The 24,130-nt window shown below is 55.4% G+C and carries 18 protein-coding genes and 1 tRNA gene; 3 read left to right on the forward strand and 16 right to left on the reverse strand.

Translation table 11 applies throughout. The features are described 5' to 3' along the window. Positions 1-3 precede the first annotated feature (3 nt). Positions 4-1,596: a BCCT family transporter gene (locus tag CFB02_RS08695; protein ID WP_088557687.1), complete on the reverse strand. Its 1,593-nt coding sequence runs from the start codon at positions 1,594-1,596 to the stop codon at positions 4-6. A gap of 260 nt (positions 1,597-1,856) precedes the next feature. Here CFB02_RS08695 and CFB02_RS08700 point away from each other — a divergent pair, with 260 nt between their 5' ends. Together CFB02_RS08700 and CFB02_RS08705 are read left to right on the forward strand one after the other, a co-directional pair. Beyond that, the gene (locus CFB02_RS08700; protein ID WP_088557688.1) at positions 1,857-3,500 is read left to right on the forward strand and encodes an FMN-binding glutamate synthase family protein; all 1,644 of its coding nucleotides are present in this window, start codon (positions 1,857-1,859) and stop codon (positions 3,498-3,500) included. A gap of 114 nt (positions 3,501-3,614) precedes the next feature. Then, positions 3,615-3,691: transfer RNA gene (locus CFB02_RS08705), tRNA-Pro, on the forward strand. Between the two features lie 53 nt (positions 3,692-3,744). Here CFB02_RS08705 and CFB02_RS08710 read toward each other — a convergent pair. Next, positions 3,745-4,368, reverse strand: a complete 624-nt coding sequence (locus tag CFB02_RS08710; RefSeq protein ID WP_088557689.1) for a Crp/Fnr family transcriptional regulator — start codon at positions 4,366-4,368, stop codon at positions 3,745-3,747. Between the two features lie 134 nt (positions 4,369-4,502). On the opposite strand from CFB02_RS08710, the gene CFB02_RS08715 reads away from it, so the two are divergent. Next, complete coding sequence (locus CFB02_RS08715) at positions 4,503-4,691, forward strand: DUF2892 domain-containing protein (RefSeq protein WP_053114790.1); 189 nt, start codon at positions 4,503-4,505, stop codon at positions 4,689-4,691. A gap of 66 nt (positions 4,692-4,757) precedes the next feature. Here CFB02_RS08715 and CFB02_RS08720 read toward each other — a convergent pair whose 3' ends face one another. The 14 genes from CFB02_RS08720 to pepN all read right to left on the reverse strand — a co-directional run bounded on the left by CFB02_RS08720 (position 4,758) and on the right by pepN (position 24,051). Then, complete coding sequence (locus CFB02_RS08720) at positions 4,758-5,123, reverse strand: MerR family transcriptional regulator (protein WP_008170477.1); 366 nt, start codon at positions 5,121-5,123, stop codon at positions 4,758-4,760. Further along, positions 5,104-5,406, reverse strand: a complete 303-nt coding sequence (ihfA, locus tag CFB02_RS08725; RefSeq protein WP_007151838.1) for an integration host factor subunit alpha — start codon at positions 5,404-5,406, stop codon at positions 5,104-5,106. Before ihfA ends, CFB02_RS08720 begins: the two co-directional genes overlap by 20 nt. A gap of 3 nt (positions 5,407-5,409) precedes the next feature. Beyond that, positions 5,410-7,782: a phenylalanine--tRNA ligase subunit beta gene (pheT, locus tag CFB02_RS08730; RefSeq protein ID WP_088557690.1), complete on the reverse strand. Its 2,373-nt coding sequence runs from the start codon at positions 7,780-7,782 to the stop codon at positions 5,410-5,412. Between the two features lie 60 nt (positions 7,783-7,842). Beyond that, a complete protein-coding gene (gene pheS / locus CFB02_RS08735) occupies positions 7,843-8,841 on the reverse strand; it encodes a phenylalanine--tRNA ligase subunit alpha (protein ID WP_014576543.1) in 999 nt (332 codons plus the stop codon). Between the two features lie 151 nt (positions 8,842-8,992). Next, complete coding sequence (gene rplT, locus CFB02_RS08740; protein WP_008170485.1) at positions 8,993-9,346, reverse strand: 50S ribosomal protein L20; 354 nt, start codon at positions 9,344-9,346, stop codon at positions 8,993-8,995. Positions 9,347-9,396: 50 nt separating this feature from the next. Then, positions 9,397-9,588 carry a 50S ribosomal protein L35 gene (gene rpmI, locus CFB02_RS08745; RefSeq protein WP_007151842.1) on the reverse strand — a complete coding sequence of 64 codons (192 nt, stop codon included), beginning with the start codon at positions 9,586-9,588 and terminating at the stop codon, positions 9,397-9,399. Between the two features lie 94 nt (positions 9,589-9,682). Then, positions 9,683-10,228, reverse strand: a complete 546-nt coding sequence (gene infC / locus CFB02_RS08750) for a translation initiation factor IF-3 (RefSeq protein ID WP_088557691.1) — start codon at positions 10,226-10,228, stop codon at positions 9,683-9,685. After that, entirely contained in the window at positions 10,225-12,150 is a 1,926-nt protein-coding gene (gene thrS, locus CFB02_RS08755; protein WP_088557692.1) for a threonine--tRNA ligase, read from the reverse strand. Before thrS ends, infC begins: the two co-directional genes overlap by 4 nt. A gap of 152 nt (positions 12,151-12,302) precedes the next feature. Continuing rightward, positions 12,303-14,906, reverse strand: a complete 2,604-nt coding sequence (locus CFB02_RS08760; protein WP_088557693.1) for a TRAP transporter permease — start codon at positions 14,904-14,906, stop codon at positions 12,303-12,305. Between the two features lie 81 nt (positions 14,907-14,987). Then, a complete protein-coding gene (locus CFB02_RS08765; protein WP_088557694.1) occupies positions 14,988-15,971 on the reverse strand; it encodes a TAXI family TRAP transporter solute-binding subunit in 984 nt (327 codons plus the stop codon). A 184-nt stretch (positions 15,972-16,155) separates the two neighbouring features. Then, positions 16,156-18,540, reverse strand: coding sequence for an efflux RND transporter permease subunit (locus tag CFB02_RS08770; protein WP_088557695.1), 2,385 nt, complete (start codon positions 18,538-18,540; stop codon positions 16,156-16,158). 46 nt (positions 18,541-18,586) lie between these two features. Continuing rightward, complete coding sequence (locus CFB02_RS08775) at positions 18,587-19,735, reverse strand: WD40/YVTN/BNR-like repeat-containing protein (RefSeq protein ID WP_227519369.1); 1,149 nt, start codon at positions 19,733-19,735, stop codon at positions 18,587-18,589. A 148-nt stretch (positions 19,736-19,883) separates the two neighbouring features. Further along, complete coding sequence (locus CFB02_RS08780) at positions 19,884-21,272, reverse strand: DUF1329 domain-containing protein (RefSeq protein WP_014576536.1); 1,389 nt, start codon at positions 21,270-21,272, stop codon at positions 19,884-19,886. A 136-nt stretch (positions 21,273-21,408) separates the two neighbouring features. Beyond that, positions 21,409-24,051 (reverse strand): aminopeptidase N, encoded by a 2,643-nt coding sequence (pepN, locus tag CFB02_RS08785; RefSeq protein WP_088557697.1) that lies wholly within the window; start codon positions 24,049-24,051, stop codon positions 21,409-21,411. Positions 24,052-24,130 lie beyond the last annotated feature (79 nt).

Raw genomic sequence — 24,130 nt, forward strand, 5'->3', positions numbered from 1 at the left:
CTCTTAGGTGAGCTCGCCCCTGGCAATCAGGAGTTGCCGCTCGTGACTGAGGCCTTTCAGAAGCCCCCACGTCATGATCAGCAGAACCACCGTAAAGGGCAGGCCAGCACTGATTGCTGTCGCCTGAATCGCGCCAAGTGCATCCTCACCGCCACCAAAGATCAAGGCCGCAGCAATGGCACCCTCAGCAACTACCCAGAACACACGCTGAGCGGTCGGAGCGTCGGTCTTGCCGCCGGCTGTGATGCTGTCGATAACCAGCGAGCCGGAATCCGAAGATGTTACGAAGAACACCAGCACCAGAATAATGCCCACGAATGACAGGATCCCGGTCAGCGGCAGATTCGCAAACATCTGGAAGGTCGCAAGAGACACTTCAGTCAAGCCGTTCTCTGCCAGCTCACCAACACCTTGCTGGATCTGTTCGATAGCAGCGCCACCGAAAGCACTCATCCAGACAACCGTGATAACGGTCGGAACGATCAAAACTGCAGTCACAAACTCACGAACAGTACGTCCCTTGGATACACGGGCAATAAACATACCGACGAACGGTGACCAGGAAATCCACCATGCCCAGTAGAATACAGTCCAACCCTGGAACCAGGCCTCATCTTCACGGCCAAACGGATTACTCAGCTGAAAGACATTGCCTACATAGTTGGAAGAGGTAACCCACAGGGTTTCCAGAATGGTCATGGTTGGACCGGCAAAAATAACGAACAACAGCAAGACGGCAGCAACGCCCATGTTGATGTTACTCAGGACTTTCACCCCTCCGTCGAGGCCCCTGAGCACTGAGATCAGCGCCAGTGCTGTAACGCCAACAATGATCGCCATCTGGACGTTGATTCCAGCGCCGATGCCAAACAGGTAATCGAGGCCGGAAGCTGCCTGCTGGGCACCAAAACCGAGGGAAGTCGCGAGACCAAAGATGGTGGCTACAACCGCCAGAACATCGATAATGTGGCCAGGCCAGCCCCACACTTTGTCTCTCAGCAAGGGGAAAAAAGCGGAGCGGATCGTCAGCGGCATGTTCTTGTTAAATGCAAAAAATGCCAGGGAGAGCGCTACAATCGCGTAGATGCCCCAGGGGTGCAGACCCCAATGGTACATAGTCGCGCCCATTGCAAGATTGCGGGCTTCGTTGGTACCCGCCTCTACGTTGAGTGGCGTTTCATACCATCCCGTGTAGTAAGCCACCGGCTCGGCAACGGCCCAGAACATGAGACCAATACCCATGCCAGCTGCGAAAAGCATGCAGAACCAGGAAATCGTAGAGAACTCAGGTTTGCAATCCTGGCCGCCAATACGGATCTTGCCCATTGGCAGGAAAATCAACGCCAGGCACACAACCACGAAAATATTGGCACTGATCAGGAAAAACCAGTCAAACGTCGCGATAATGTCCCACTTTGTTCCATCGAGAAGCTCCTTCGCTTCCCCTGGGAACATCAGGGTTCCTATCACGAACGCAAAAACCAGTATCGCCGTAATCGGAAATACCGGTGCGTGGAGATCCAGCCCGAACGGTGTGATATTGTCCTGGCCAGCCACGTAGTCCGTCGAATATTCGTCTTTAACTACCTCGCCCACGTTATGGCGCCTCCTGAGTTGGTAAGTCGTTTATTCAGAATCGGAGTTCAAACATTACAAGAGCGTTATCATAATGTTTTGAGTTCAAAACATCAAAACAACAATTATTACCGCCGCCTTGATAATTATCATAGACCATGATCGACAACGGACCAGCCAAGGTCCGGACCAATCGCGGCAGAACGCCGCTTCGTAGGACAAAACTCTTCTTTATCCGGTGAGCCGGTCGAGCCGATTTTGTGAGACAACCAGAGGATTCCATGGAAAAAACCAAGACCTTTCCGCTTCGCTATTCCGCCTATGTGCTCAGCATTATCGGCTTTTTCGTTTCCCTTGGACTGGTCATCTTTATCGGCGTGGGTTACGCGTTTGCGATGGTGTTCGGTGTTTTCGCCGCAATTGGCACCTACGATCTGGTTCAACGAAAGCACACCGTGAGCCGGAATTACCCCATCATGGCCAACTTCCGGTACCTACTAGAATCCGTCGGGCCTGAAATCCGGCAATATTTCATCCAGTCAGACACTGAAGAGCGCCCTTTTTCACGGGAACAACGCACGATCGTGTATCAGCGCGCGAAGAATGTCCTCGACAAACGCCCTTTCGGCTCCCAACTCGGGATGTATGACGAGGGATTCGAGTGGATGAACCATTCACTCGCTCCCACCCGTCTCGACAGCAGTGACTTCCGGATTCTGATTGGCAGGAACTGTGATAAACCCTACAACGCCAGTGTGTTCAATATCTCCGCAATGAGCTTTGGCTCGCTTTCCGCCAACGCCATCCTGAGCCTGAATACCGGTGCCAGAATGGGCGGTTTCTATCATGACACCGGAGAAGGCTCCATCTCCCGATACCACCGAAAGCCGGGTGGCGATCTGGTCTGGGAGATCGGCTCAGGGTATTTCGGCTGTCGCCACAAAGACGGTTCGTTCAACGAAGATATGTTTCGGCAGAACGCCAGGATTGAACAGGTCAAAATGATAGAACTCAAACTATCTCAGGGTGCGAAACCGGGCCACGGCGGAATTTTGCCGGGTGCCAAGGTTACCCCTGAGATCGCCGAAGCTCGGGGCGTTTCGGTTGGTGAGGACTGCGTTTCTCCCGCCAGCCATTCGGCGTTCTCGACCCCCATCGAGATGCTTGAGTTCATTGACCGGCTGCGTGAACTGTCTGGTGGCAAGCCCGTCGGCTTCAAGCTTGCCATTGGCCACCCCTGGGAGTGGTTCGCCATCGTCAAAGCCATGCTGGAAACCGGTCGAAAACCTGATTTCATCGTCGTCGACGGAGGTGAAGGCGGCACAGGAGCCGCTCCACTAGAGTTTATCAACCGCCTCGGTATGCCCATGACTGAGGCACTTCTGCTGGTTCACAACACACTGGTCGGCACCCATTTGCGGGAAGACATCGCCATTGGCGCAGCAGGCAAGATCACCTCGGCCTTCAACATAGCCCGAACCCTGGCCCTTGGTGCGGACTGGTGCAACGCGGCCCGTGGCTATATGTTCTCCCTGGGCTGCATACAGGCGCTCAGTTGCCACACAGGGCGTTGTCCGAGCGGCGTGGCTACCCAGGACCCAAGGCGCGGCAACAAGCTCGACGTAGAGCTCAAGAGCCAGCGGGTGTACAACTACCATAAGAATACTCTGGACGCGCTGCAAAACCTGCTCGAGGCTTCCGGCCTCAAGCACCCATCCGAGCTTGGTCCGGAACACGTTGTCCGGCGGGTGTCGAAAACCGAAGTTCATTCTTACATGGACCTTTTCCCGTTCCTTGAACCGGGGGCCCTGCTGGAGGGAAAAACAGACCTGACTGTGTTCGATAAGTACTGGGAATCAGCCCGGGCGGATACCTTCGAACCACCGGAGTTCATCCTCAAACTGCGGGAGACCAAGCTACGCTAAAAATTGCGATCAAAATCGCCGTCGGATGTTTATTTTTTCCATGGGCTCGTGTAGACTTCGCTCCCGCTAAGCCACTGAGAATACTCTCAAGTTTCGATGTGGCAAAGAGCGAATCGGGGCGTAGCGCAGCTTGGTAGCGCACTTGCATGGGGTGCAAGGGGTCGTAGGTTCAAATCCTACCGTCCCGACCAGATTCCGACAAAAAGCCTGGGCCGAAAGGTCCGGGCTTTTTGTTATCTGCATTTCATTCCGCGAACGCACCGGTAAAATCAATCTTACCTCGAGCCAGCCTTAGCCTGCCTTTGCGCTCCAACTCTTTTAACAAACGACTGACCACCTCCCTCGCCGTTCCCAACTCGACAGCGAGCTCCTGGTGAGTAATCGTGATCGCACCCTGTCCGGCACGAGCCTCAAGCCAGTGTACGAGACGTTCATCCATGCGCCGGAACGCGACTTCCTCTACCAACAACATCAGATCATTCAACCGGCGACCGTAGGATTCCATAATGCCGAGCCGGAAGTCAGCAGACTGGTCCATCAGCCGGTCGAATAAACCTCTCGGCACCATAAACACCTCGGCGTCATCCTCAACCACAGCCTCCGCCCGAAAGCCATCGCCAGTCATCAGACACCCGATCGACAGCGTGCAAATGTCATCAGCGCCCATTCGGTATAGAACTATTCGATTACCGGATAATCCGGTCATCTGAACCTTCACACTTCCATTGAGCACAAGGGGAAGGCCCTGGCATGGATCCCCCGCACGGAAAAGAATCTTTCCATGTTCGAATCGGAGGGTCTGCAAACTGTTCAGGGCATCTCTTCGAAGATCTTCGGGCAAAGTGTCTAGAATACTGTGGTGCACCATGGGCACTCCCATGAAATAAGTGACAGGGCTAAGGGTAACCAATTCTGCGCCTGTGTGACTTTATCACTGACTGAGCCGAAGGACAGGCGCTAACCTTCATATTGTCGTCTCATATCAACCAAGGAGAATGGATCATGAGCATCAATATGGGATCTGCGGACCGTATCATTCGCGCCATCGTCGGCATTGTACTTCTGGCACTTGTGTTTGTGGGCCCACAAACCGCTTGGGGCTGGATTGGCATCGTTCCTCTGGCCACTGCCGCAGTGGGCAACTGCCCCGCCTATTCAATTCTGGGCATCAAGACCTGCAAGAAGCAGTAAACCTGCAGGCATAAAAAAACCGGGGCTGCCTCGCTGTCCCGGTTTTTCTTATGACTTTCGGAAGCCCTATTTGACCGGCGCGTTCAGAACCTCAAGTACCTCCTCAAGCTCCGTAATCATCTGGCGAATCAGCTGCTTATACTGGGAGGTATCGTCCTTTACCTCGTGACTGCTCAGCTTCTGCTTGGCACCACCGATGGTATAGCCCTGATCATAAAGCAAACTGCGAATCTGGCGGATCGTGATAACGTCTGCGCGCTGATAATAGCGCCGGTTACCCCGACGTTTTACGGGCGAAAGCTGTGGAAATTCCTGCTCCCAATACCGCAGGACGTGGGCCTTCACCGCGCACAGTTCCGCCACCTCACCGATGGTGAAGTAACGCTTCCCGGGAATCGTGGGAAGTTCGTTGTTATGACTGGGTTCCAGCATACGCTTCTACTTTTTGCTTTAGTTTTTGTCCCGGGCGGAACGTAACAACTCGCCGTGCACTGATCGGAATCTCTTCGCCGGTCTTCGGGTTCCGTCCCGGCCGCTGCTTCTTGTCCCGCAGATCGAAGTTACCGAAACCCGAAAGCTTCACCTGCTCGTTGTGGCTGAGAGCGCCTCTGATCTCGTCGAAAAAAGCTTCTACCATTTCCTTGGCTTCGCGCTTGTTAAGGCCCAATTCCTCGTACAACCGCTCTGCCATTTCCGCTTTCGTCAAAGCCGCCATTTCTCAACTCCTCAGTGTTGCCCCCAGCTCTTCTTTCAATGCGTCGATCACACCGTTGAAGAGCGAATGCACTTCATCCTCGTTCAATGTACGTTCGGGGTGCTGCCAGAACAGGCTCAGAGCCAGGCTCCGGTTACCTTCGCCCAAGCTCTCACCTTCATAGACATCGAACGCACGCAACGCTGTCAGCTGTTCACCGGCATGCTTTCTCGCTACACGCTCCACATCGGCGAACGCTACCTCGCTCCCGATAATAATAGCCAAATCCCGACGAACTTCCGGGAATTTCGAAATTTCTTTGAAATTAGGCACATATCCGGTAACGATTGAATCCAAGAATAGCTCAAACATCAGGATCGTGCCATTAAGTTCAAGATTTTTCTGAACTTGTGGGTGCAGAGTCCCCAGCCAGCCCACATGCTCGCCGTCACGCATGAGCTCTGCGGTCTGTCCCGGATGCAGCGCAGGATGCTGGCTGCCAACAAAACGTATTTCGATACCCAGCAAACGGAACAGACTTTCCAAATCCCCTTTTACATCAAAGAAATCCGCTGTTCTGCGACCGTTCGCCCAATTTTCAGGAAACTGATTGCCTACCACGACGCCGGCAAGCATCGGTTGCTGATCAATCCGCTCGCCTTCCTGGAGGAAACGCAGGCCGGTCTCAAACAGCCGGATACGCGGCTGCTGACGGTTCTGGTTGTAGGCGACGGTCTTCAGCAGTCCACTCCAGAGGCTGGTACGCATCACCGACAGATCTGAGGAAATCGGATTGGCCAGGGCAATGCCCTGACGGTCGGGATCAACCAACTGCTGGACTTTCGGATCAACAAAGCTGTAGGTCACCGCTTCCTGGTAGCCATGATCCACAAAGAAGTTTCGAATGGCCGAGACCGGCCGAACCGCTTCCTCCTCCGGGCGAAGACCGAGTGACCCGTTGGGCTCGGTGACGGGCAGATTGTTGTAGCCATAGATCCGCCCCACTTCCTCAATCAGGTCTTCTTCAATGGAGATGTCCGGGCGGAAGCTGGGCACACTGACCCGCCAACCGTTTTTCAGGAGCTTCTCGACCCGCAGCCCAAGTCGGGTCAGGATTTCCTCAACCGTTGTACGGTCGATTTCCATACCCAGAACATCGTTTAGCCGGCCGGCACGCAGGTCGACAACCCGATCCCTGGGCATGTCTTCATCGCTGGCAACCTCGACAATCTCGCCAGGCTCACCGCCCACGATATCCATCAGCAAGCTTGTGGCCCGCTCCATGGCATCGCGCGCCAGTTTATAGTCGACACCCCGTTCGAACCGGTGCGAAGCGTCAGTGTGCAGGCCATAGTGACGAGCCTTGCCCGCGAGGGTAATCGGATCAAAGTAGGCCGACTCCAGTACCAGATCCCGGGTTTTCGGGCTGACACCGGAATGCTCGCCGCCCATGACACCGGCAATGGCGATCGGCTTTTCGTGATCCGCAATCACCAGCGTGCCCTGGGTGAGCTCAACGTCCTGGCCATCTAGCAGAACAAGCTTTTCCCCGATGCGCGCCATGCGAACGACGATCCCGCCCTGGATTTCATCACGGTCAAAAGCGTGCATCGGCTGGCCAAGTTCCAGCATGACGTAGTTGGTGACGTCCACGGCGGCATCGATGGAACGGATGCCGGAGCGACGCAGTTTTTCCTGCATCCACAATGGCGATTCCGCCTGCAGGTTCACATTTCGGAGAATACGGCCAAGATACCTAGGGCACCCTGACGGCGCTTCCACCCGGATATCAGGGACTTCAGAGTGCACAGACTCCACGGACTCAATTGCGGGGCTGTTGAACAACATGCTGTTCAGAACACCCACTTCCCGGGCGATGCCTTTGATAGACAGACAGTCGGCCCGATTCGGAGTCAGGTCTACATCAATAGTGACGTCGTTCAGCTTCAGGTAATCCGCCACATCCTTACCCACCGGAGCGTCCGCAGGAAGCTCCATCAGGCCATCGTGGTTCTCAGAAAGCCCGAGCTCGGACTCGGAGCAAAGCATTCCCTCGGAAGGCTGACCGCGAAGCTTGGCCTTTTTGATCTTGAAATCGCCCGGCAGGACCGCGCCAACCACTGCAAAAGGTACTTTCATACCCTCGCGGACATTCGGGGCACCGCAGACCACCTGAACCTCTGAGGAACCATCACTTACCTGGCATACCCGGAGCTTATCTGCGTCCGGATGGGGCTGCACCGACTGGACTTCGCCAACGATCACGCCACTAAATTGACCAGCCACCGGTTCGAAACCGTCCACTTCCAGCCCCGCCATGGTGATCTGATCCATCAATTCCTGGGTATCGATTTGCGGATTAACCCACTCGCGCAGCCACTGTTCACTGAATTTCATGGTTATTGCCTTGTCCTGATGCGGTTATGCCTGTTTGGTTGGATGCCTTCATCTTGCCTGTTAACGGAACTGTCGCAGGAAGCGCAGGTCGTTCTCAAAGAACATGCGCAGATCGTTAACGCCATAACGAAGCATGGCCAGGCGCTCTACACCAAGACCGAATGCAAAGCCACGGTATTCCTCGGCATCGATTCCGCAGTATTCAAAGACTTTCGGGTGCACCATTCCGCAACCCATAACCTCGAGCCACTTTATGCTGCCATCGGCTTCCCGTCCCCATTCGATGTCCACTTCCGCAGAGGGCTCGGTGAAGGGGAAATACGATGGCCGGAAACGGACCTGAAGGTCCCGCTCGAAAAACACCCGCAGGAATTCCTCAACCGTGCTTTTAAGGTCCGCAAAACTGACGTTTTTCTCGACCAGAAGCCCTTCCACCTGGTGGAACATGGGGGTGTGAGTCATATCCGAATCACAGCGGTACACGCGCCCAGGGCAGATCATTCGGAAGGGCGGCTTGCCGGCTTCCATGGTGCGAATCTGTACTGGTGAGGTGTGGGTCCTTAACAGTGTGCCCGGGTTGAAATAAAACGTGTCGTGCATCGCGCGGGCGGGATGGTGACCAGGAATATTCAGGGCCTCGAAGTTGTGGTAATCATCTTCGATCTCGGGCCCCTGCTCCACCGTGTAGCCGGCGCGCGCAAAGAAATGTTCGATTCGCTGCAGGGTGCGGGTAACCGGGTGCAAGCCGCCCAGGTCCTGACCTCGGCCCGGCAAAGTCACATCAATGGATTCACTGGCAAGCTTCTGTTCGATGGCGGCACGTTCCAGATCGTTTCGGCGGGCATTGATGGCCTGCTCTACCTGCCCTTTGGCTTCATTGATCTTCTGGCCGGCGGCAGGGCGCTCCTCAGCAGAAAGCTTGCCCAGTGTTTTCGCCTGCTGGGTAATAACACCCTTCTTGCCAAGGTACTCAACACGAATTTGATCGAGTGCCTGCAGGCTGTCAGCGCTTTCAACTGCCGACAAACCGTCCTGAACCAGTTGCTCCAGGTTTTCCATTGACCCTGCTCCAAACCAGAAATGGAAGTGCTTAAAACGTAACTTCAAAAACAAAAATAGGGGAAGAGCGTGCCCTTCCCCTATCAGGAGGCGCCATCATGAAATCATGGGGCGCCCATATCGATCAGCAATCGATGAAAGAGCTAAGCGATCACAGGGATGCTTTGGCCTTCTCAACAACAGCGGCAAACGCCTGCTGCTCGTTCATGGCCAGATCGGCCAGAACCTTACGATCGATTTCAACGTTAGCCTTTTTCAGACCAGCGATCAGACGGCTGTATGACAGACCGTTAGCGCGGGCACCAGCATTGATACGGGCGATCCACAGAGCGCGGAAAGCGCGCTTGCGGTTACGACGGTCGCGGTAAGCGTACTGACCGGCCTTAATAACCGCTTGCTTGGCTACACGGAATACCCGGCTACGAGCGCCGTAGTAACCTTTGGCCTGATTGAGAATCTTTTTGTGACGACGGCGTGCGACCACACCACGTTTTACACGAGCCATACTTTTATCCTTCTACCTTTACTTTCTAAGGAATGATTCTCGCGGCTGGATCAGCACGCGGTCATACGCTTGATAGATGCAACATCTGACTTGGCGATGAGCTTGGTGCCGCGCAGCTGACGCTTACGCTTCGGGCTCTTCTTGGTCAGGATGTGACTGGTGAAGGACTGCTTGTGCTTGAAGCCGGTGGCGGTCTTCTTGAACCGCTTGGTGGCTCCGCTTTTGGTTTTCATCTTAGGCATTTTTAAAACTCCGCATTCTATTTTTAAATAAACAATAATGTGCCCCTGAACGACAAATCCCCCGCATGCGCGGGGGACAAGCACCCGATCAGGTTCACTTCTTCTTGCGGGGCGCCACTACCATGGTCATCTGCCGGCCTTCCATCTTCGGCCGCATCTCTACCTGGGCGAGCTCTTCAATATCCGTTTCGATACGCTGCATGAGCTGCATACCAATTTCCTGGTGTGCCATCTCACGGCCACGGAAACGGATGGTGATTTTGCCGCGGTCCCCGTTTTCAAGGAAACGTACCAGGTTGCGTAGTTTGACCTGATAATCCCCTTCTTCAGTTCCTGGACGGAACTTAAGCTCTTTGACCTGCGTCTGCTTCTGTTTTTTCTTGGCAGCCGCCTTCGCCTTCTTCTCGTCGAAGATTTTCTTGCCGTAGTCCATTATCTTACAGACGATCGGATCGGAATCCGTAACCTGGACCAGGTCAAGAGATGCCTCTTCTGCTTGCTTGAGGGCATCCTCAATTGGTACTACACCGACCTGATTGCCTTCTGCGTCAATCAGTCGGACTTCGGTTGCGTCAATATTCTCATTGATCGGCGCCTTTGGTGTGCGCCCACCCCGATTCGCTCGCTGTTTAATAATCAGATCTCCGTCTTTGTTTTGCCCTTGCGTTCAACATCTTCACTTAAGAGTTGCTCAAACGCTTCAAGCGATAAAGTTCCCAAATCTTCGCCTTTGCGGGTTCTCACCGCAACCGCGTTGTTGTCGACTTCTTTGTCACCGACAACGACAAGGTAGGGAACCTTGTTAAGAGTATGCTCGCGGATTTTAAAGCCGATCTTCTCGTTTCTCAAGTCAGCATTAACCCTAAACCCCAAAGAATCCCACTTTTTCGCCAGATTCTGACAATAATCACGCTGATTATCGGTAATATTGAGGATCGCTACCTGAGTCGGAGCAAGCCAGGTCGGGAAAGCGCCTTCGTACTCTTCGATCAGGATACCGATGAAACGCTCGAAGGAACCCAGAACCGCCCGGTGCAGCATAACCGGGGTTTTCCGCTCGGAGTTGTCGGCAACGTACTGCGCTCCAAGACGCCCCGGCATCGAGAAGTCCACCTGGATAGTGCCACACTGCCACACCCGTCCGATACAGTCTTTCAAAGAGAACTCGATCTTCGGGCCATAGAAGGCGCCTTCGCCCGGAAGCAATTCCCAGTCTACCCCTTCACGATTCAGTGCTTCTTCCAGAGCGGCCTCTGCCTTATCCCAGACTTCGTCAGAACCAACCCGCTTTTCCGGTCGGGTTGAAAGCTTGTATAAAATCTCGGTAAACCCGAAGTCAGTGTAGATCTCATGCAGCATTTCGATAAATGCCGACACTTCCTGCTGGATAGCGTCTTCTTCGCAGAAGATGTGGGCGTCATCCTGGGTAAACCCACGAACGCGCATCAGCCCGTGTAGCGCGCCGGAAGCTTCGTTACGGTGACAGGAGCCGAACTCCGCCAGCCTGAGCGGAAGATCCTTGTAGCTTTTCAGCCCCTGGTTGAACACCTGCACGTGGCACGGACAGTTCATGGGCTTGATGGCGTAGTCGTGCTTTTCCGACTCGGTGGTGAACATGTCGTCCTTGAACTTGTCCCAATGCCCTGACTTTTCCCAAAGGGTGCGGGACACCACCTGCGGTGTCTTGATTTCCTTGTAGCCATGCTCCTGCTGCTTGCGACGCATGTACTGCTCGACTTCCTGATAAAGCGTCCAGCCGTCCGGATGCCAGAACACCATACCCGGCGCTTCTTCCTGCATATGGAAAAGGCCCAGTTTCTTGCCAACCTTGCGATGGTCACGCTTCTCCGCCTCTTCGAGGCGATGCAGATAGGCCTTGAGATCCTTTTTGTTGCCCCAGGCGGTACCGTAGACACGCTGCAACTGCTCATTGCTGGTGTCGCCACGCCAGTAGGCGCCGGCAACCTTGGTCAGCTTGAAGGCCTTGAGCTTGCCGGTGCTCGGAACGTGGGGACCACGACACAGGTCGATGAAATCACCCTGACGATAGAAAGAGAGGCCCTCTTCACCGGGAATATCCTGGATGATACGGACTTTGTACTCCTCGCCCATATCCTCAAAAAGCTTGATCGCCTCATCGCGGGACATGATGGAGCGTGAGACCGCAAGATCCTGTTTGGCGAGCTCTTCCATGCGCTTCTCGATCCGCGCCAGATCCTCGTTGGTAAACGGGCGGTCGTACTTGAAGTCGTAGTAGAAGCCATTATCGATCACCGGGCCAATGGTAACCTGGGCACCGGGAAACAGTTCCTGGACGGCCATAGCCATCAGGTGAGCCGTGGAATGGCGAATGACATCAACGCCCTCTTCATCACGCTCCGTAACGATCGCCAGTTCGGCATCGTTCTCGATTCGATAACTGGTGTCCACAAGCTGACCATCCACCTTTCCGGCGAGGGCGGCCTTGGCAAGACCAGCGCCAATGTCGGCGGCAACATCATGAACGGTTACGGGTTCGGCAAAACTGCGGTGGCTGCCATCGGGCAGTGTTACGACGGGCATGAAAGACTCCTGTTGGTTACTCAGCGGTGATCTATACCAGAGACCACATGGTGACGGCACGGCGCGATACAAACCGCGGGCCGATTCGAGCGGAAGTCTAACAGAAAAAAACCCGGCAGGTTAATGCCGGGTTTTCACAAGCAAACGTGACATCAGGCTGGCTGGCCAGCGGCCTCCTCCCGGGCCCGTCGACGCAACTGACCAAACGCCAGAAGCCCGAGGAGAGCCAGTGCGGGAATGAACATCAGCTCCTTGGGCGGGCGTTCGAGGTCAACCTGCACTGCATCGATGGTCCAGCCAAACTGGATACCGGCATCTTCTGCAGGGCTACCGAACCCAACGAAGTCGACGGCCATCTTTTCGCCATCCGGGCTGAGCTCCAGCCCGGCGTCCATCAGACGCTGCTCAGGCGACTCGCCAGCCGGAATCTCGAGCCTTACGTAAGTGGTCACCTCGTCGCCGTCGATTGTCATTCCGGATGCCTTCAGCACAATGGGCTTGTCAGCCGGCACATCCTCGACGTACTCCATAATCTCGGCGCCGGGCCGATCTGCCGTGGGCGGGTAGACCATATCCCACCAGAAGCCGGGTCGGAACATGGTGAAGGTGATCAGCAGCAACAACAGCGATTCCCACTTGTAGCTCTTGGTAAACCAGAAGCCCTGGGTGGCCGCGGAAAAGACCAACATGGCCGTTACCGCGCTGAAGATCGTCACCAGAAGATCAAACCAACCCGTCAGACCGATCAACAACAACTGCGTGTTGAAGATGAACATGAACGGAAGGATGGCTGTCCGGATATCGTAGGTGAAGCCCTGAATACCCGTTCGTATGGGGTCAGCTCCGGATATGGCAGCGGCGGCATAAGCCGCCAACCCCACGGGCGGAGTGTCGTCCGCCAGGATACCGAAGTAGAACACGAACAGGTGCACTGCAATCAGGGGTACGATCAGCCCGTTCTGAGCTCCCAGAGTGACAATCACCGGCGCCATCAGGGTGGACACAACGATGTAGTTGGCGGTGGTCGGCAAACCCATGCCGAGAATCAGGCTGATAATAGCCGTGAAGATCAACATCAGCAGCAAGTTGCCGCCGGACAGGAACTCGACAAACTCGGTCATTACCAGCCCGATACCGGTCAGGGTAACCGTACCTACCACGATACCGGCGGTGGCAGTTGCCACGCCGATACCCACCATGTTCCGGGCGCCCGTGGCGAGCGAGTGCGCCAGATCGAACACACCGTCCTTGAGTTCACCCAGGAAATTACCGTGCTTGTAGAAAAAGGCCTTCAACGGGCGCTGCGTCACGACGATGAAAATCATGAACAGCGTGGCCCAGAACGCCGACAACTGCGGTGAAAAACGCTCGACAGTCAGGCACCACACGAGCACCACAACGGGGAGAAGGAAGTACAGACCTGTCTTTACTGTCGGGCCAACAGGCGGCAATTCGCCCATGTCCTTTTCCGGATCGTCTTCCTCCAGCTCGGGGAAACGGGTGGCGTAGCCAACCAGGCCAACATAGATCAGTACAAGCAGTGGGGCCAATACCCACATCGCCGCCTCGCCGAAAAGCGTCTTGGTCCAGCCGACCCCGTAATAAACCGCCAGGGTCAGGACACTCAGGCCAATCAGGATAACGACCCAGTTCAACAGACGCTGGGCAAGGGTTGGCTTGTTGAGGCGCTCAATGCCCTGCATGTTGAGCTTGCAGGCTTCCAGATGGACGATATAGATCAGCGCCACGTAGGAAATCATCGCCGGCAGAATCGCGTGCTTGATGACTTCCAGATAGGAGATACCAACGTACTCGACCATCAGGAAGGCGGCAGCGCCCATGATGGGCGGCGTGAGCTGCCCATTGGTGGATGCGGCAACTTCTACAGCACCGGCCTTGGTCGCCGGAAAGCCGACTCGCTTCATCAGGGGAATAGTGAACGTGCCGGTTGTGACAACGTTCGCGATGGACGAACCGGAAATAACGCCGCTCAGACCGCTGGAGACCACTGCGGCTTTGGCAGGGCCACCTCGCATATGCCCCAACATGGCGTAGGCGACTTTTATAAAATAGTTACCGGCACCCGCCCGCTCAAGCAACGCACCAAAAAGCACAAACAGGAAAACGAAGCTGGTGGAAACCCCCAGTGCAACACCAAATACGCCTTCGGTGCCCAGCCACTGGTGAGACGCCAGTTTATTCAGGCTCACGCCCTTATGGGCAATCACATCCGGCATATAGGGACCGGCAATCGAGTATGTGATGAAGACCGCAGCGACGATAGTCAGCGGGAGCCCGAGCGACCTACGCGTTGCTTCCAGCAAAAGCACGAGCCCGATAAGCGCAACCCACAAATCCTGAGTGATCGGCGCGCCGGGCCGCGTTGAAAGTTCTTCGTAAAAAACGTAGAGGTATGAGGCGCAGAAAGCAGCAACAAGCGCCAGAACCCAGTCATAGATGGGGACGATATTTACATGCCGCCCCTTGATCATCGGGAAGGCGGAAAACGCCAGGAAAACGGCAAACGCAAGATGGATTGAGCGCGCTTCCGTGGAATTAAAGATTGCGAAATTGAAGATATAGGGCAGCGGTGACGCAATCCAGAGCTGAAACAGCGACCACACCAGGGGAACGATAAAGAGAATAACCGCAGCGTATCCACTGGTCGCCCTGCCCCCGGTTTCAGTCTGCAGGATCTGGTCTACATTACTGCTACCACCAGCACCAGCTCCGTTAGCCGGATCGCTCGTCGCCATAAATTAGTCCCGTACGTGAAAATCAATCTCTGAAAGTGCGTCACAGCGGGCTTGAGCCCGCTGTGACGGAGTGCAAGCAGATCAGTCGATCAGACCAGCTTCCTTGTAGTACTTGGCAGCACCCGGGTGCAGAGGCGCACTCAGAGCATCAGAGACCATCTCTTCCTTGTTCAGGTTGGCAAACGCAGGATGCAGGCGCTTGAAGCTGTCGAAGTTCTCGAAAACAGCCTTCACAACCGCGTAGACAACATCATCGGGCACATCAGTGGATGACACGAAGGTTGCCGCAACCCCGAAGGTAGTAACGTCATCGTCACTGCCACGGTACATACCACCAGGGATGACTGCCTTACGATAGTACGGGTTCTCGTCGATCAGCTTCTGTGTGGCAGCGTTATCAACGTTAACCAGGACACTGTCACAGGAAGTGGTCGCTTCCTTGATGGCACCGGAGGGGTGGCCAACCGTGTAGAAGAAGGCATCAATGTTACCGTCGCACAGGGCCTGGGACTGCTCCGCCGCCTTGATTTCGGCGGCCAGCGAGAATTTATCCGCGGTCCAGCCCATCTCGTCCATCAGAACTTCGGCAGTGGCGCGCTGGCCAGAGCCCGGGTTACCAATGGATACCCGCTTGCCTTCCAGATCTTCAAAGGTCTTGATGCCCGAGCCCTTGCTGGCAACAACGGTAAACGGTTCCGGATGCAGGGAGAACACCGCGCGAAGGTCCTTGTTGGCGCCATCGTCCTTGAACTGGCTGGTGCCGTTGTATGCGTGGTACTGCCAGTCGGACTGGGCTACGGCCAGATCGAGTTCACCCTGGCGAATCGCATTCAAGTTGTATACGGAACCACCGGTACTCTCAACGGAACAGCGGATTCCATGCTCTTTGCGGTCCATGTTCACCAGACGACAGATCGCACCGCCGGCCGGATAATAAACGCCGGTTACACCGCCGGTACCGATGGTCACGAAGCGCTGCTCCTGCGCGGAAACAGAGGTTGAAGCAGCACCCAGGCTGACTGCAGCAGCGACAGCAAATGCGGAGGCTTTCAGTTTCAGTGTCATGTGAGTTCTTCCTTTTTCTGCTCGTTGTAATTAGATGACCGCCTGTAGGGCGGGCAAGACATACGGTCACGGTAAAACATAGACCACTTCACGCCATAAATAAAGCACGGATTAGCCCGCTAACCGGTTGACCAGACAACAAAAAAGCCCGCAGTGCGGGCTTTTTTGCAGGTCGGTGCGAATGTTATTTCGCAGCTCGGGCCTTGGCGAGCATCTGATCCGGCCGCAGCAGGAACCGGGCCAAAGCCGGCAACAGCCAGATAGCCCCCACCATATTCCAGAGGAACATGAAGAACAGCAGGAAGCCCATGTCAGCCTGGAACTTGATCGGCGAGAATATCCAGGTAACAACGCCCAGACCCAGGGTCACGCCAGTAAACATAACGGCCTTGCCCGTCGAGCGCAGGGTTTCATAGTACGCGTCCTGAAGGGTCTTGCCTTCCAGCAGGTATTGCTCAAGCTTGCTGTAGATATAGATGCCGTAGTCGACACCGATACCAACCCCGAGGGCAATCACCGGCAGGGTGGCCACTTTGATGCCAATGCCCGATACCGCCATGATTGCCTCACAAAGGACCGAAGTCAGCCCCAGAGGTATCACGATACACAGCACGGCACGAATGGAACGGAATGTCGCGAAGCACAGTAAACTCACCACGCTGTAGACGAGGATCAGCATCTTATCCTTAGCGCCGGAGATAACCTCGTTGGTAGCAGCCTCGACACCAGCGTTACCCGCTGCTAACAGGAACCTGTGTTCCTCGCTGCTGTTATTCTGGGCGAAATCTTCCACCCGCTCAACGACGGTCTCCAGGGTTTCCGCTTTGTGATCCTCAAGGAAGACCAGCACAGGCGTCAGACTACAGTCGGTATTAATCAGCCCAGCAGGAGCCTCACGAATGGAGGCATTGATGATGGTCTGGTTACGCGAAATCTCGAACCACTTCCAGTTGCCCTCGTTCAACGCCTTGGTGACCATCTTGGAAACATCAGCCAAAGAAACAGATGATTGTACGCCCGGTGTGTTCTGAAGCTCCCATTGCAGGGAATCCATCGCACGCAGCACATTGTATTGAGTGCACTGCTCTTCCGGCGTTTTAACCATCACCACCAATACATCTGCACTGGTTGAGTAGTTATTGATGATGTAGGCGTTGTCCTTGTTATAACGAGAATCTGCACGAAGCTCTGGCGCACCCTGATCCAAGTCACCGATCTTGAGGTCCTGCTTGTAATAAAGGCCGAGTCCGAGGCCCATTACAGCAATCAACAACGAGATCGGCGCTACGCCTGGATGAGAGAAGTACGACAAAAGACGCCATTTACGATCCTGTTTTTCGCCATGATTCTGCACATGACGGATACCACCCTTGGAGATACCGACATAGGACATAATCAGTACATGCAACACCAGGTTGGTAAAGATCACGAAAGCCACACCAATACCTGCGGCAACGGCCAGATCGCGAATAACGTCGATCTCGATAAAGAACAGGGTCAGGAAACCGAAGGCGTCTGAAATCAGAGCCAGCATGCCCGGTATGTACAGAGCGCGGAAAGCCAGACGAGCTGCGGTCACTGCGTCGAAGCCCTTGGCCGCTTCGACAGCCATGGCATTCACGATCTGCACACCGTGACTGATGCCGATGGCGAATACCAGGAATGGCACCAGAACCGAGTATGGGTCCAGACCATAGCCCAGAAGCCGAAGAGTACCCAGCTGCAGGAACACGGCGACGATCGATGTGAATACTGGAACCAGGGTTCCCGCAATAGCCCGTGAGTACCAGAACAATAGCAGCGTGGTCAGGAGGATTGTGATCCCGGCAAACCAAGCGATAGAACCTATCCCCTCAATCAGATCACCGACCTTCTTGGCAAAGCCGACGATATGAATCTGGATATTCGGATTCTGCTCCTGGTACTTGTCCCGAATCTTTTCTTCAAGCTGACGGGAAAATTGGGCGTAGTCCAGGGCTTCACCGGTTTCCGGGTTCTTCTCGTACAGCGGCGCATAAACAATTGTTGATTGGAAGTTGTCAGAGATCAGGCGCCCCACTTCGTTCGAACGCAGAACGTTCTGACGAAGTTTTTCGAGGCTTTCCCGGGAGCCGTCATAGCCGTCCGGTATCACAGTACCACCCTGGAAACCCTGCTCGGTAACCTCAACCCAGCGGACGTTCGACGTCCAGAGAGATTTCAGGCCAGAGCGATCCACACCATTGAGATAGAAAACCTCGTCAGTGATCTGCTTCAGGGTTTCCATGTACTCCTGGGTAAAAATATCGCCCTCTTTTGACTCAACGGCGATACGAACGAAGTTACCGAGATTCTCCAGGTCGTCCCGGTGATCAAGCATATTTACGATGTACGGGTGCTCGAGCGGAATCATGCGCTCGAAACTGGCATCGGGCTGAATCTTGACGGCGTTGTACCCGAGAAAAAGCGTCAACGCTGCAAAAACTATCAGAATGATCGGCCGATTATTGAAGATCAGCCTTTCGAGAAAGGGTTCCGCCTTGGGCGTGGTCAGGTAGTGCTCGCCCTTGTCGTGCTTAGGGTTGGACATTCAAAAGCCCCTCTATTGTTCGTTCGGTTGTTGCCACATCAGGGCGTTATTGAAGGTTTCTGCCACGGGCGTCTGTAATTTTTGCGCCACCTTCGCCGACAATCAGCAGGTCTGTTCCTGAGATAGGCACCGCACTCATGACACCTTCACGATCACTGCGGAAATGCTCGCGGAAAGTTTCTGCGCCGTTCGTGCTCATCAGTACAGCACCACTATTACCCACCAGGGTAATACGGCCGTCATCGGCAACGACACCGTCGTTGAGTGTAGTTCCGGCCGAATTGGGAACCATACGCCAGCTTTTGCCCAGATCCGAGGAAAACAGCATGTTACCCCGAAGGCCAAAAGCGAGAATCTCGTTCACCTGACCCGTACCGATCACACCGAACAGGGACCCCTCATAGGGTGCCTCACGGCGCTCAAAAGCCTCTCCCCCGTCAACGGAAACATGTATCTGACCGGCCTCACCGACAACAACGAGGGCGCCGCCCGTGATTCGGGTGATGCCGTTAAGGTGAAAGTTCTGCCGGTTATCAATTCTTGGCGCCCAGTCTTTCCAGGTCTCACCGCCGTCCATCGTGCGCAGGAACATGCCGTAGGCGCCAACCACAAAACCACGGTTCTCGTTTTCAAACCAGACATCCAGCAACGGGTTGACCGGACCAATATCCATATCCGCCTGAATGTTCTCAAGGGCGAAGTAGAGGTCGTCCAGCGCCCACTCGAGATCTTCTTTTTCCTCTTCGGGCGCTTCTTCGATGCGCGCCTCCATGGCCGCAATCTGCTCTTCCCGGCTCTCAATGGCCAGTTCCATGGCCCGGATACCGTCAATCTGAAGGCTCCAGGTTGCCCCGGCATCACTGGTATGCAACACAACACCACTGTGGCCAACTGCCCAGCCATGGGTGTCGGAGCCAAAATCGATCGCTGTCAGGGTCACAGAAACAGGGACTTCACCCTGAACCCAGCTTTTCCCCTCATCGTCCGAATAGATGATATGGCCGCGCTCTCCCACAGCCACAATGCGATCCCCAACCCGGGTCGCATCGGTGAGAAGATTGTCCGGGGCCAGATCCGTCGGCCGGGCCGGGGTTTCGATGATATCTGCAAGCGCAAACGCTGCAGGGGCAGACCAGACCATGGAAAGTCCAAGGCAGGCAGCGCCCAGAGTCTTGCACATCAACCTTTTAGCCATTCAGATTGCCTATTATGTTGTATTGAACTGTGTCTCTGACCGGCAAAGCCGGGAATAACTGTGAACATACCGGCAACCTTACGATTGCCGGTATGTCGGGTCGCCACTTCCTGTGGGCGGGGGGACGCATCCCTCAGCCAACAGCGCGTTAGCGAACACTCCTGCGGCGCAGGGAGGCCGGCGAGAAGTAACGCTTGTTCGGGACCTCGTCGGTGAACACGCGGGTATTTGGCTCTTCCGTATCCAGACCGAGCACATGATAACGACGGGCCTGTAGGTCATGATAGACGTCAAGAACCGTCCACACACCCGGAAGTTCATAATAATTTTTGGGCAGGCCCATGGTTACGCGCCAGAGCTCGCCACGACCGTCGTACTGATCCAATAGAACGGTGTTCCAGCTATCCTCGTCAATATAGAACCGACGTTTGCCGTAGATATGGCGCTCCCCGTCTTTCAGCGTGGCTTCAACCACATGAACGCGGTGGAGCTCCCAGCGGGTAAGGTCCGGATTCAGGTGTGAGATACCCAGGATTTCCTCGTAAGGAAGACCTTTTTCACCAATCCGGTAGTTGTTGTAGGGGATGTAGATCTCCCGCTTGCCCTCGTAATTCCAGTTATAGCGGTCCAGAGCCCCGTTGAAGATATCGGTATCGTCTGCGGTACGAAGGTTGTCGGCCGCTGCAATCGGCGAATCGTAACCAAGGTTTGGCGCCCGTCGCACGCGACGCTGCCCGGCGTTATAACCCCAGCCATTCCGCGGATTGATGATCTGGTTAAGGGTTTCGTGGATCAGGATGGCACCACCGGCCAGGCGGGGTGGTGATTGGGTAAACGACAGGTAGTAGAAGATCACGTTATCCAGATCTTCTTCACCGCCTTCCGGGTTGTAGTAATTGAAGAAGGCTTCCTGCTGGGAGGTAACCAGCGAATAGTCACCGTTGGTCTGGACCGCCACCTCACTGGAGCGCCGGGTTACAGACACACCGCGCCAGCGTGTCAGATGGTTCCACACCGCCTGCCAGGCTTTCTGCTCGTCATTGCCATGCAGAATCGGGAACGGGTAGCCGCCAAACGCGCCATCCAGGCCTTCGCCCTGCCCAACAATTTCTGCGTTCACAGCGTTTTCCCGAGTATTCTCAGCCACCCAATCGGGAACCGCATGGGTACGACGGGACTGATAAACGGGCACGCGGAACGTTGTCGGGTAGGTTTCCAGCAACGCCTTCACACCATCAGTAAGGTACTCCCCGTACTGATCCATGTTGGCTGGCGTGATGGTAAACAGGACTTCGTCATCCGGAAAAGGATTGATGTGGTGCTGGCCGCTTCCCTCATAGCCGGGAGGCGGCTCTGTCAAGCCTCCGGTCCAGGCCGGAATGGTTCCGGCGCTGTTGCCGGCCTTGGGCGAGCCAAAGGGTGTCAACTCCTGACCCAGACGGGCCGCTTCACTTGCTGACACAGCCGCCCACGCAGGCGCTGATGCCACGGAGAGAGCCAAGAGGCCGCCGAGAATCGCATTTTTGTTATACATCATTGTGAAACCTTCAGTGCGTCTGGAAGCCTCTTTGGAGGCTTTTTTATTGTCGTCTGATGGAATTACAGACCTTATTCCAGATTAACCGATCCCAGACTAAAGTCTATCGACCGAAAGTGCGATTTTGTATCTGACTTCAATCGGCAAGGCTCTTGTGCACTACCTCGTAGACATCCCGGGACAATCCGGCTTTGTCCCGGATACGCTCCAGGGCCGATTTCATGCGGTCGCTGTACGAGGGCGCAAACTTTCTCCAACGGGTCAGTGGCGTTACCAGACGCGCGGCAATCTGCGGATTGCTGTCGTCCAGGCGGCACACCTGATCGGCAAGGAACTGGTAACCGGATCCGTCCGGATTATGGAAAGCTGCCAGATTCTGGCCCGCAAACGCGCCAACCACAGACCGGATCTTGTTGGGGTTTTTCCAGTCGAACGCCGGATGCTCCAGAAGCTTGTGGATATCAGAGAGCTGCCCGGCCTGATCACTCGCCGCCTGGACGGAGAACCATTGCTCAACAACCTGGGGGTCGTCCTGGAACCGATTGTAAAAGTCGTCCAGCGCCTCCTGGCGATCAGACTCAAAGCCTGAATTGACCAGTGCTCGCAAGGCACCCATGCGATCGGTCATATTGTCAGCGGCGTTCAACTGACTGACAGCCAGACTCCGACCTTCCTCATCATCAATCATAAGCAGCCAGGCCAGCGCGGTGTTGCGCAGGCTACGGCGGGCAATAGCTTCCGGTGTCACCTCGTAAGGGCCACTGCCCTGATGCCGCTGGTAACAGCCCAGCAACTCGCCTTTCAGGGCACCCGCCAGATGCCGCAGCACGGCCTCGCGAGCACGATGGATAGCCGGCACATCGGCCTTGTCTGTCAGTTCAATCAGGTAGGCTTCAGATGGCAGCTGCAGCATTTTCGCAACCAGTGCCTGGTCAAGATCGGCGTCGGAAATCAGCTTGCGATAGGCCTCAACCAGTCTCGGGTCAATCTCGGCATCATCGGGCGCATTAACCAGCGATTGAATAACATCGACCGCCAGTCTCTGACCCGCATCCCAACGATTGAACCCGTCCGGATCATGGCTCATCAGGAAGAGCAGCTGTTCTCGGCTCCAGTTGTAGCGAACCCGAACCGGCGCGGAGAAGTGCCGCAAAAGTGATGGCACGGGTCTGGATTCGACGCCATGGAATTCGAAAGTGTGGACGGCTTCGGTCAGCTCAAGCACCCGCTCCGTCGGCGCACCCGAATCTCCGGATTCAAGCTGCAACGGCAGGGGCTGGCCATCCTGCCCAAGCAGACCCAGCGCAAACGGGATGTGCTGGGGCTTTTTGTTGGTCTGGCCCGGGGTATCCGGAATGCTTTGCTCAATGGTCAGGCGGTACACGCCTGTCTCCGCGTCAAAATCGTCCGAAATGGCCAACACCGGCGTGCCGGCCTGTTCGTACCACAGACGGAACTGACTCAGATCCCGACCGGAGGCATCCTCCATGGCTTTTACAAAATCATCGGTTGTGACGGCCTGGCCATCGTGGCGCTCGAAATACAGGTCACTGCCCTTGCGGAACATGTCCGGCCCCAGCAGGGTATGGATCATGCGTACGACCTCTGCACCTTTCTCATAAATGGTCAGGGTGTAGAAGTTGGAGATTTCCATGTAGGAAGCCGGCCGCACCGGATGCGACATCGGGCCTCCGTCTTCAGCAAACTGGGCGGTACGCAGCAGCGTGACATCCTCAATCCGCTTCACAGTCGGCGAACCCATGTCTGCCGAGAACTGGGAATCCCGGAAAACGGTAAAGCCCTCTTTCAGGCTGAGCTGGAACCAGTCGCGGCAGGTGACCCGGTTACCTGACCAGTTGTGGAAATATTCGTGGGCGACGATGGCTTCAATGCGCTGGAACGCCATGTCCGTAGCGGTTTCCTGGCTGGCCAGAACACAGGACGAGTTGAAGATGTTGAGCCCCTTGTTCTCCATGGCGCCCATGTTGAAGTCGTCTACCGCCACAATCATGAAAATATCGAGGTCGTATTCACGACCATAGACTTCCTCATCCCAGCGCATGGAACGCTTCAGCGAGTCCATGGCGTGATCGCATTTCTCGGCGTTGCGGGGCTCCACATACATGCGCAGATCGATGTCGCGGCCAGAGCACGTGGAAAACGTGTCCCGTTTCTCAACCAGATCTCCGGCCACCAGGGCGAAGAGGTAACAGGGCTTGGGGAACGGATCTTCCCAGGTAACAAAATGACGGCCGTTTTCCAGCTCGCCTTTTTCAACGTCATTACCATTGGAGAGGAGAACCGGATAGGCGTCCTTGTTGGCTTCTATGCGAGTGCGGAAACGCGCCATCACGTCCGGGCGGTCCGGGAAGAATGTGATGCAGCGGAACCCTTCAGCCTCGCACTGGGTGCAGAACATGCTCGAGGACTTGTAAAGCCCTTCCAGACGGGTATTGTTCTGTGGCTCGATCCAGGTGACGACCGTCAAAGTGAACTGTTCCGGCACCGAGCGAACCACCAATTGATCGCCCCGATCTTCATAATCACCCGCGGCCAGCTCAGCGCCGTTCAGAGCGACGGATTCGAGAGTCAGGCTGTCACCATCGAGCTCCAGAGGCGCCGCCGTCTCATCCGATTCTGGGTTCCGGCGGAGTTCGAGGGTGCTGTGCACCCGCGCGCCATCCTCAAAAAGCTCAAATCGCAGGTCTACAGTGTCGACCAGATACGCAGGTACCTTGTAATCGCTCAGATAAATGGTTTGTGGCTGGCTGGTACGCATGGGTTTTCTCCAGAATTCGCGGCCGGCGGGCACTGGCATACAGTACCCACAGGCATGACAAGATTTGCCGGGAAAGGCG

Origin of the sequence: Marinobacter sp. es.042 (genome assembly GCF_900188315.1) — a bacterium.
GTDB lineage: Bacteria > Pseudomonadota > Gammaproteobacteria > Pseudomonadales > Oleiphilaceae > Marinobacter.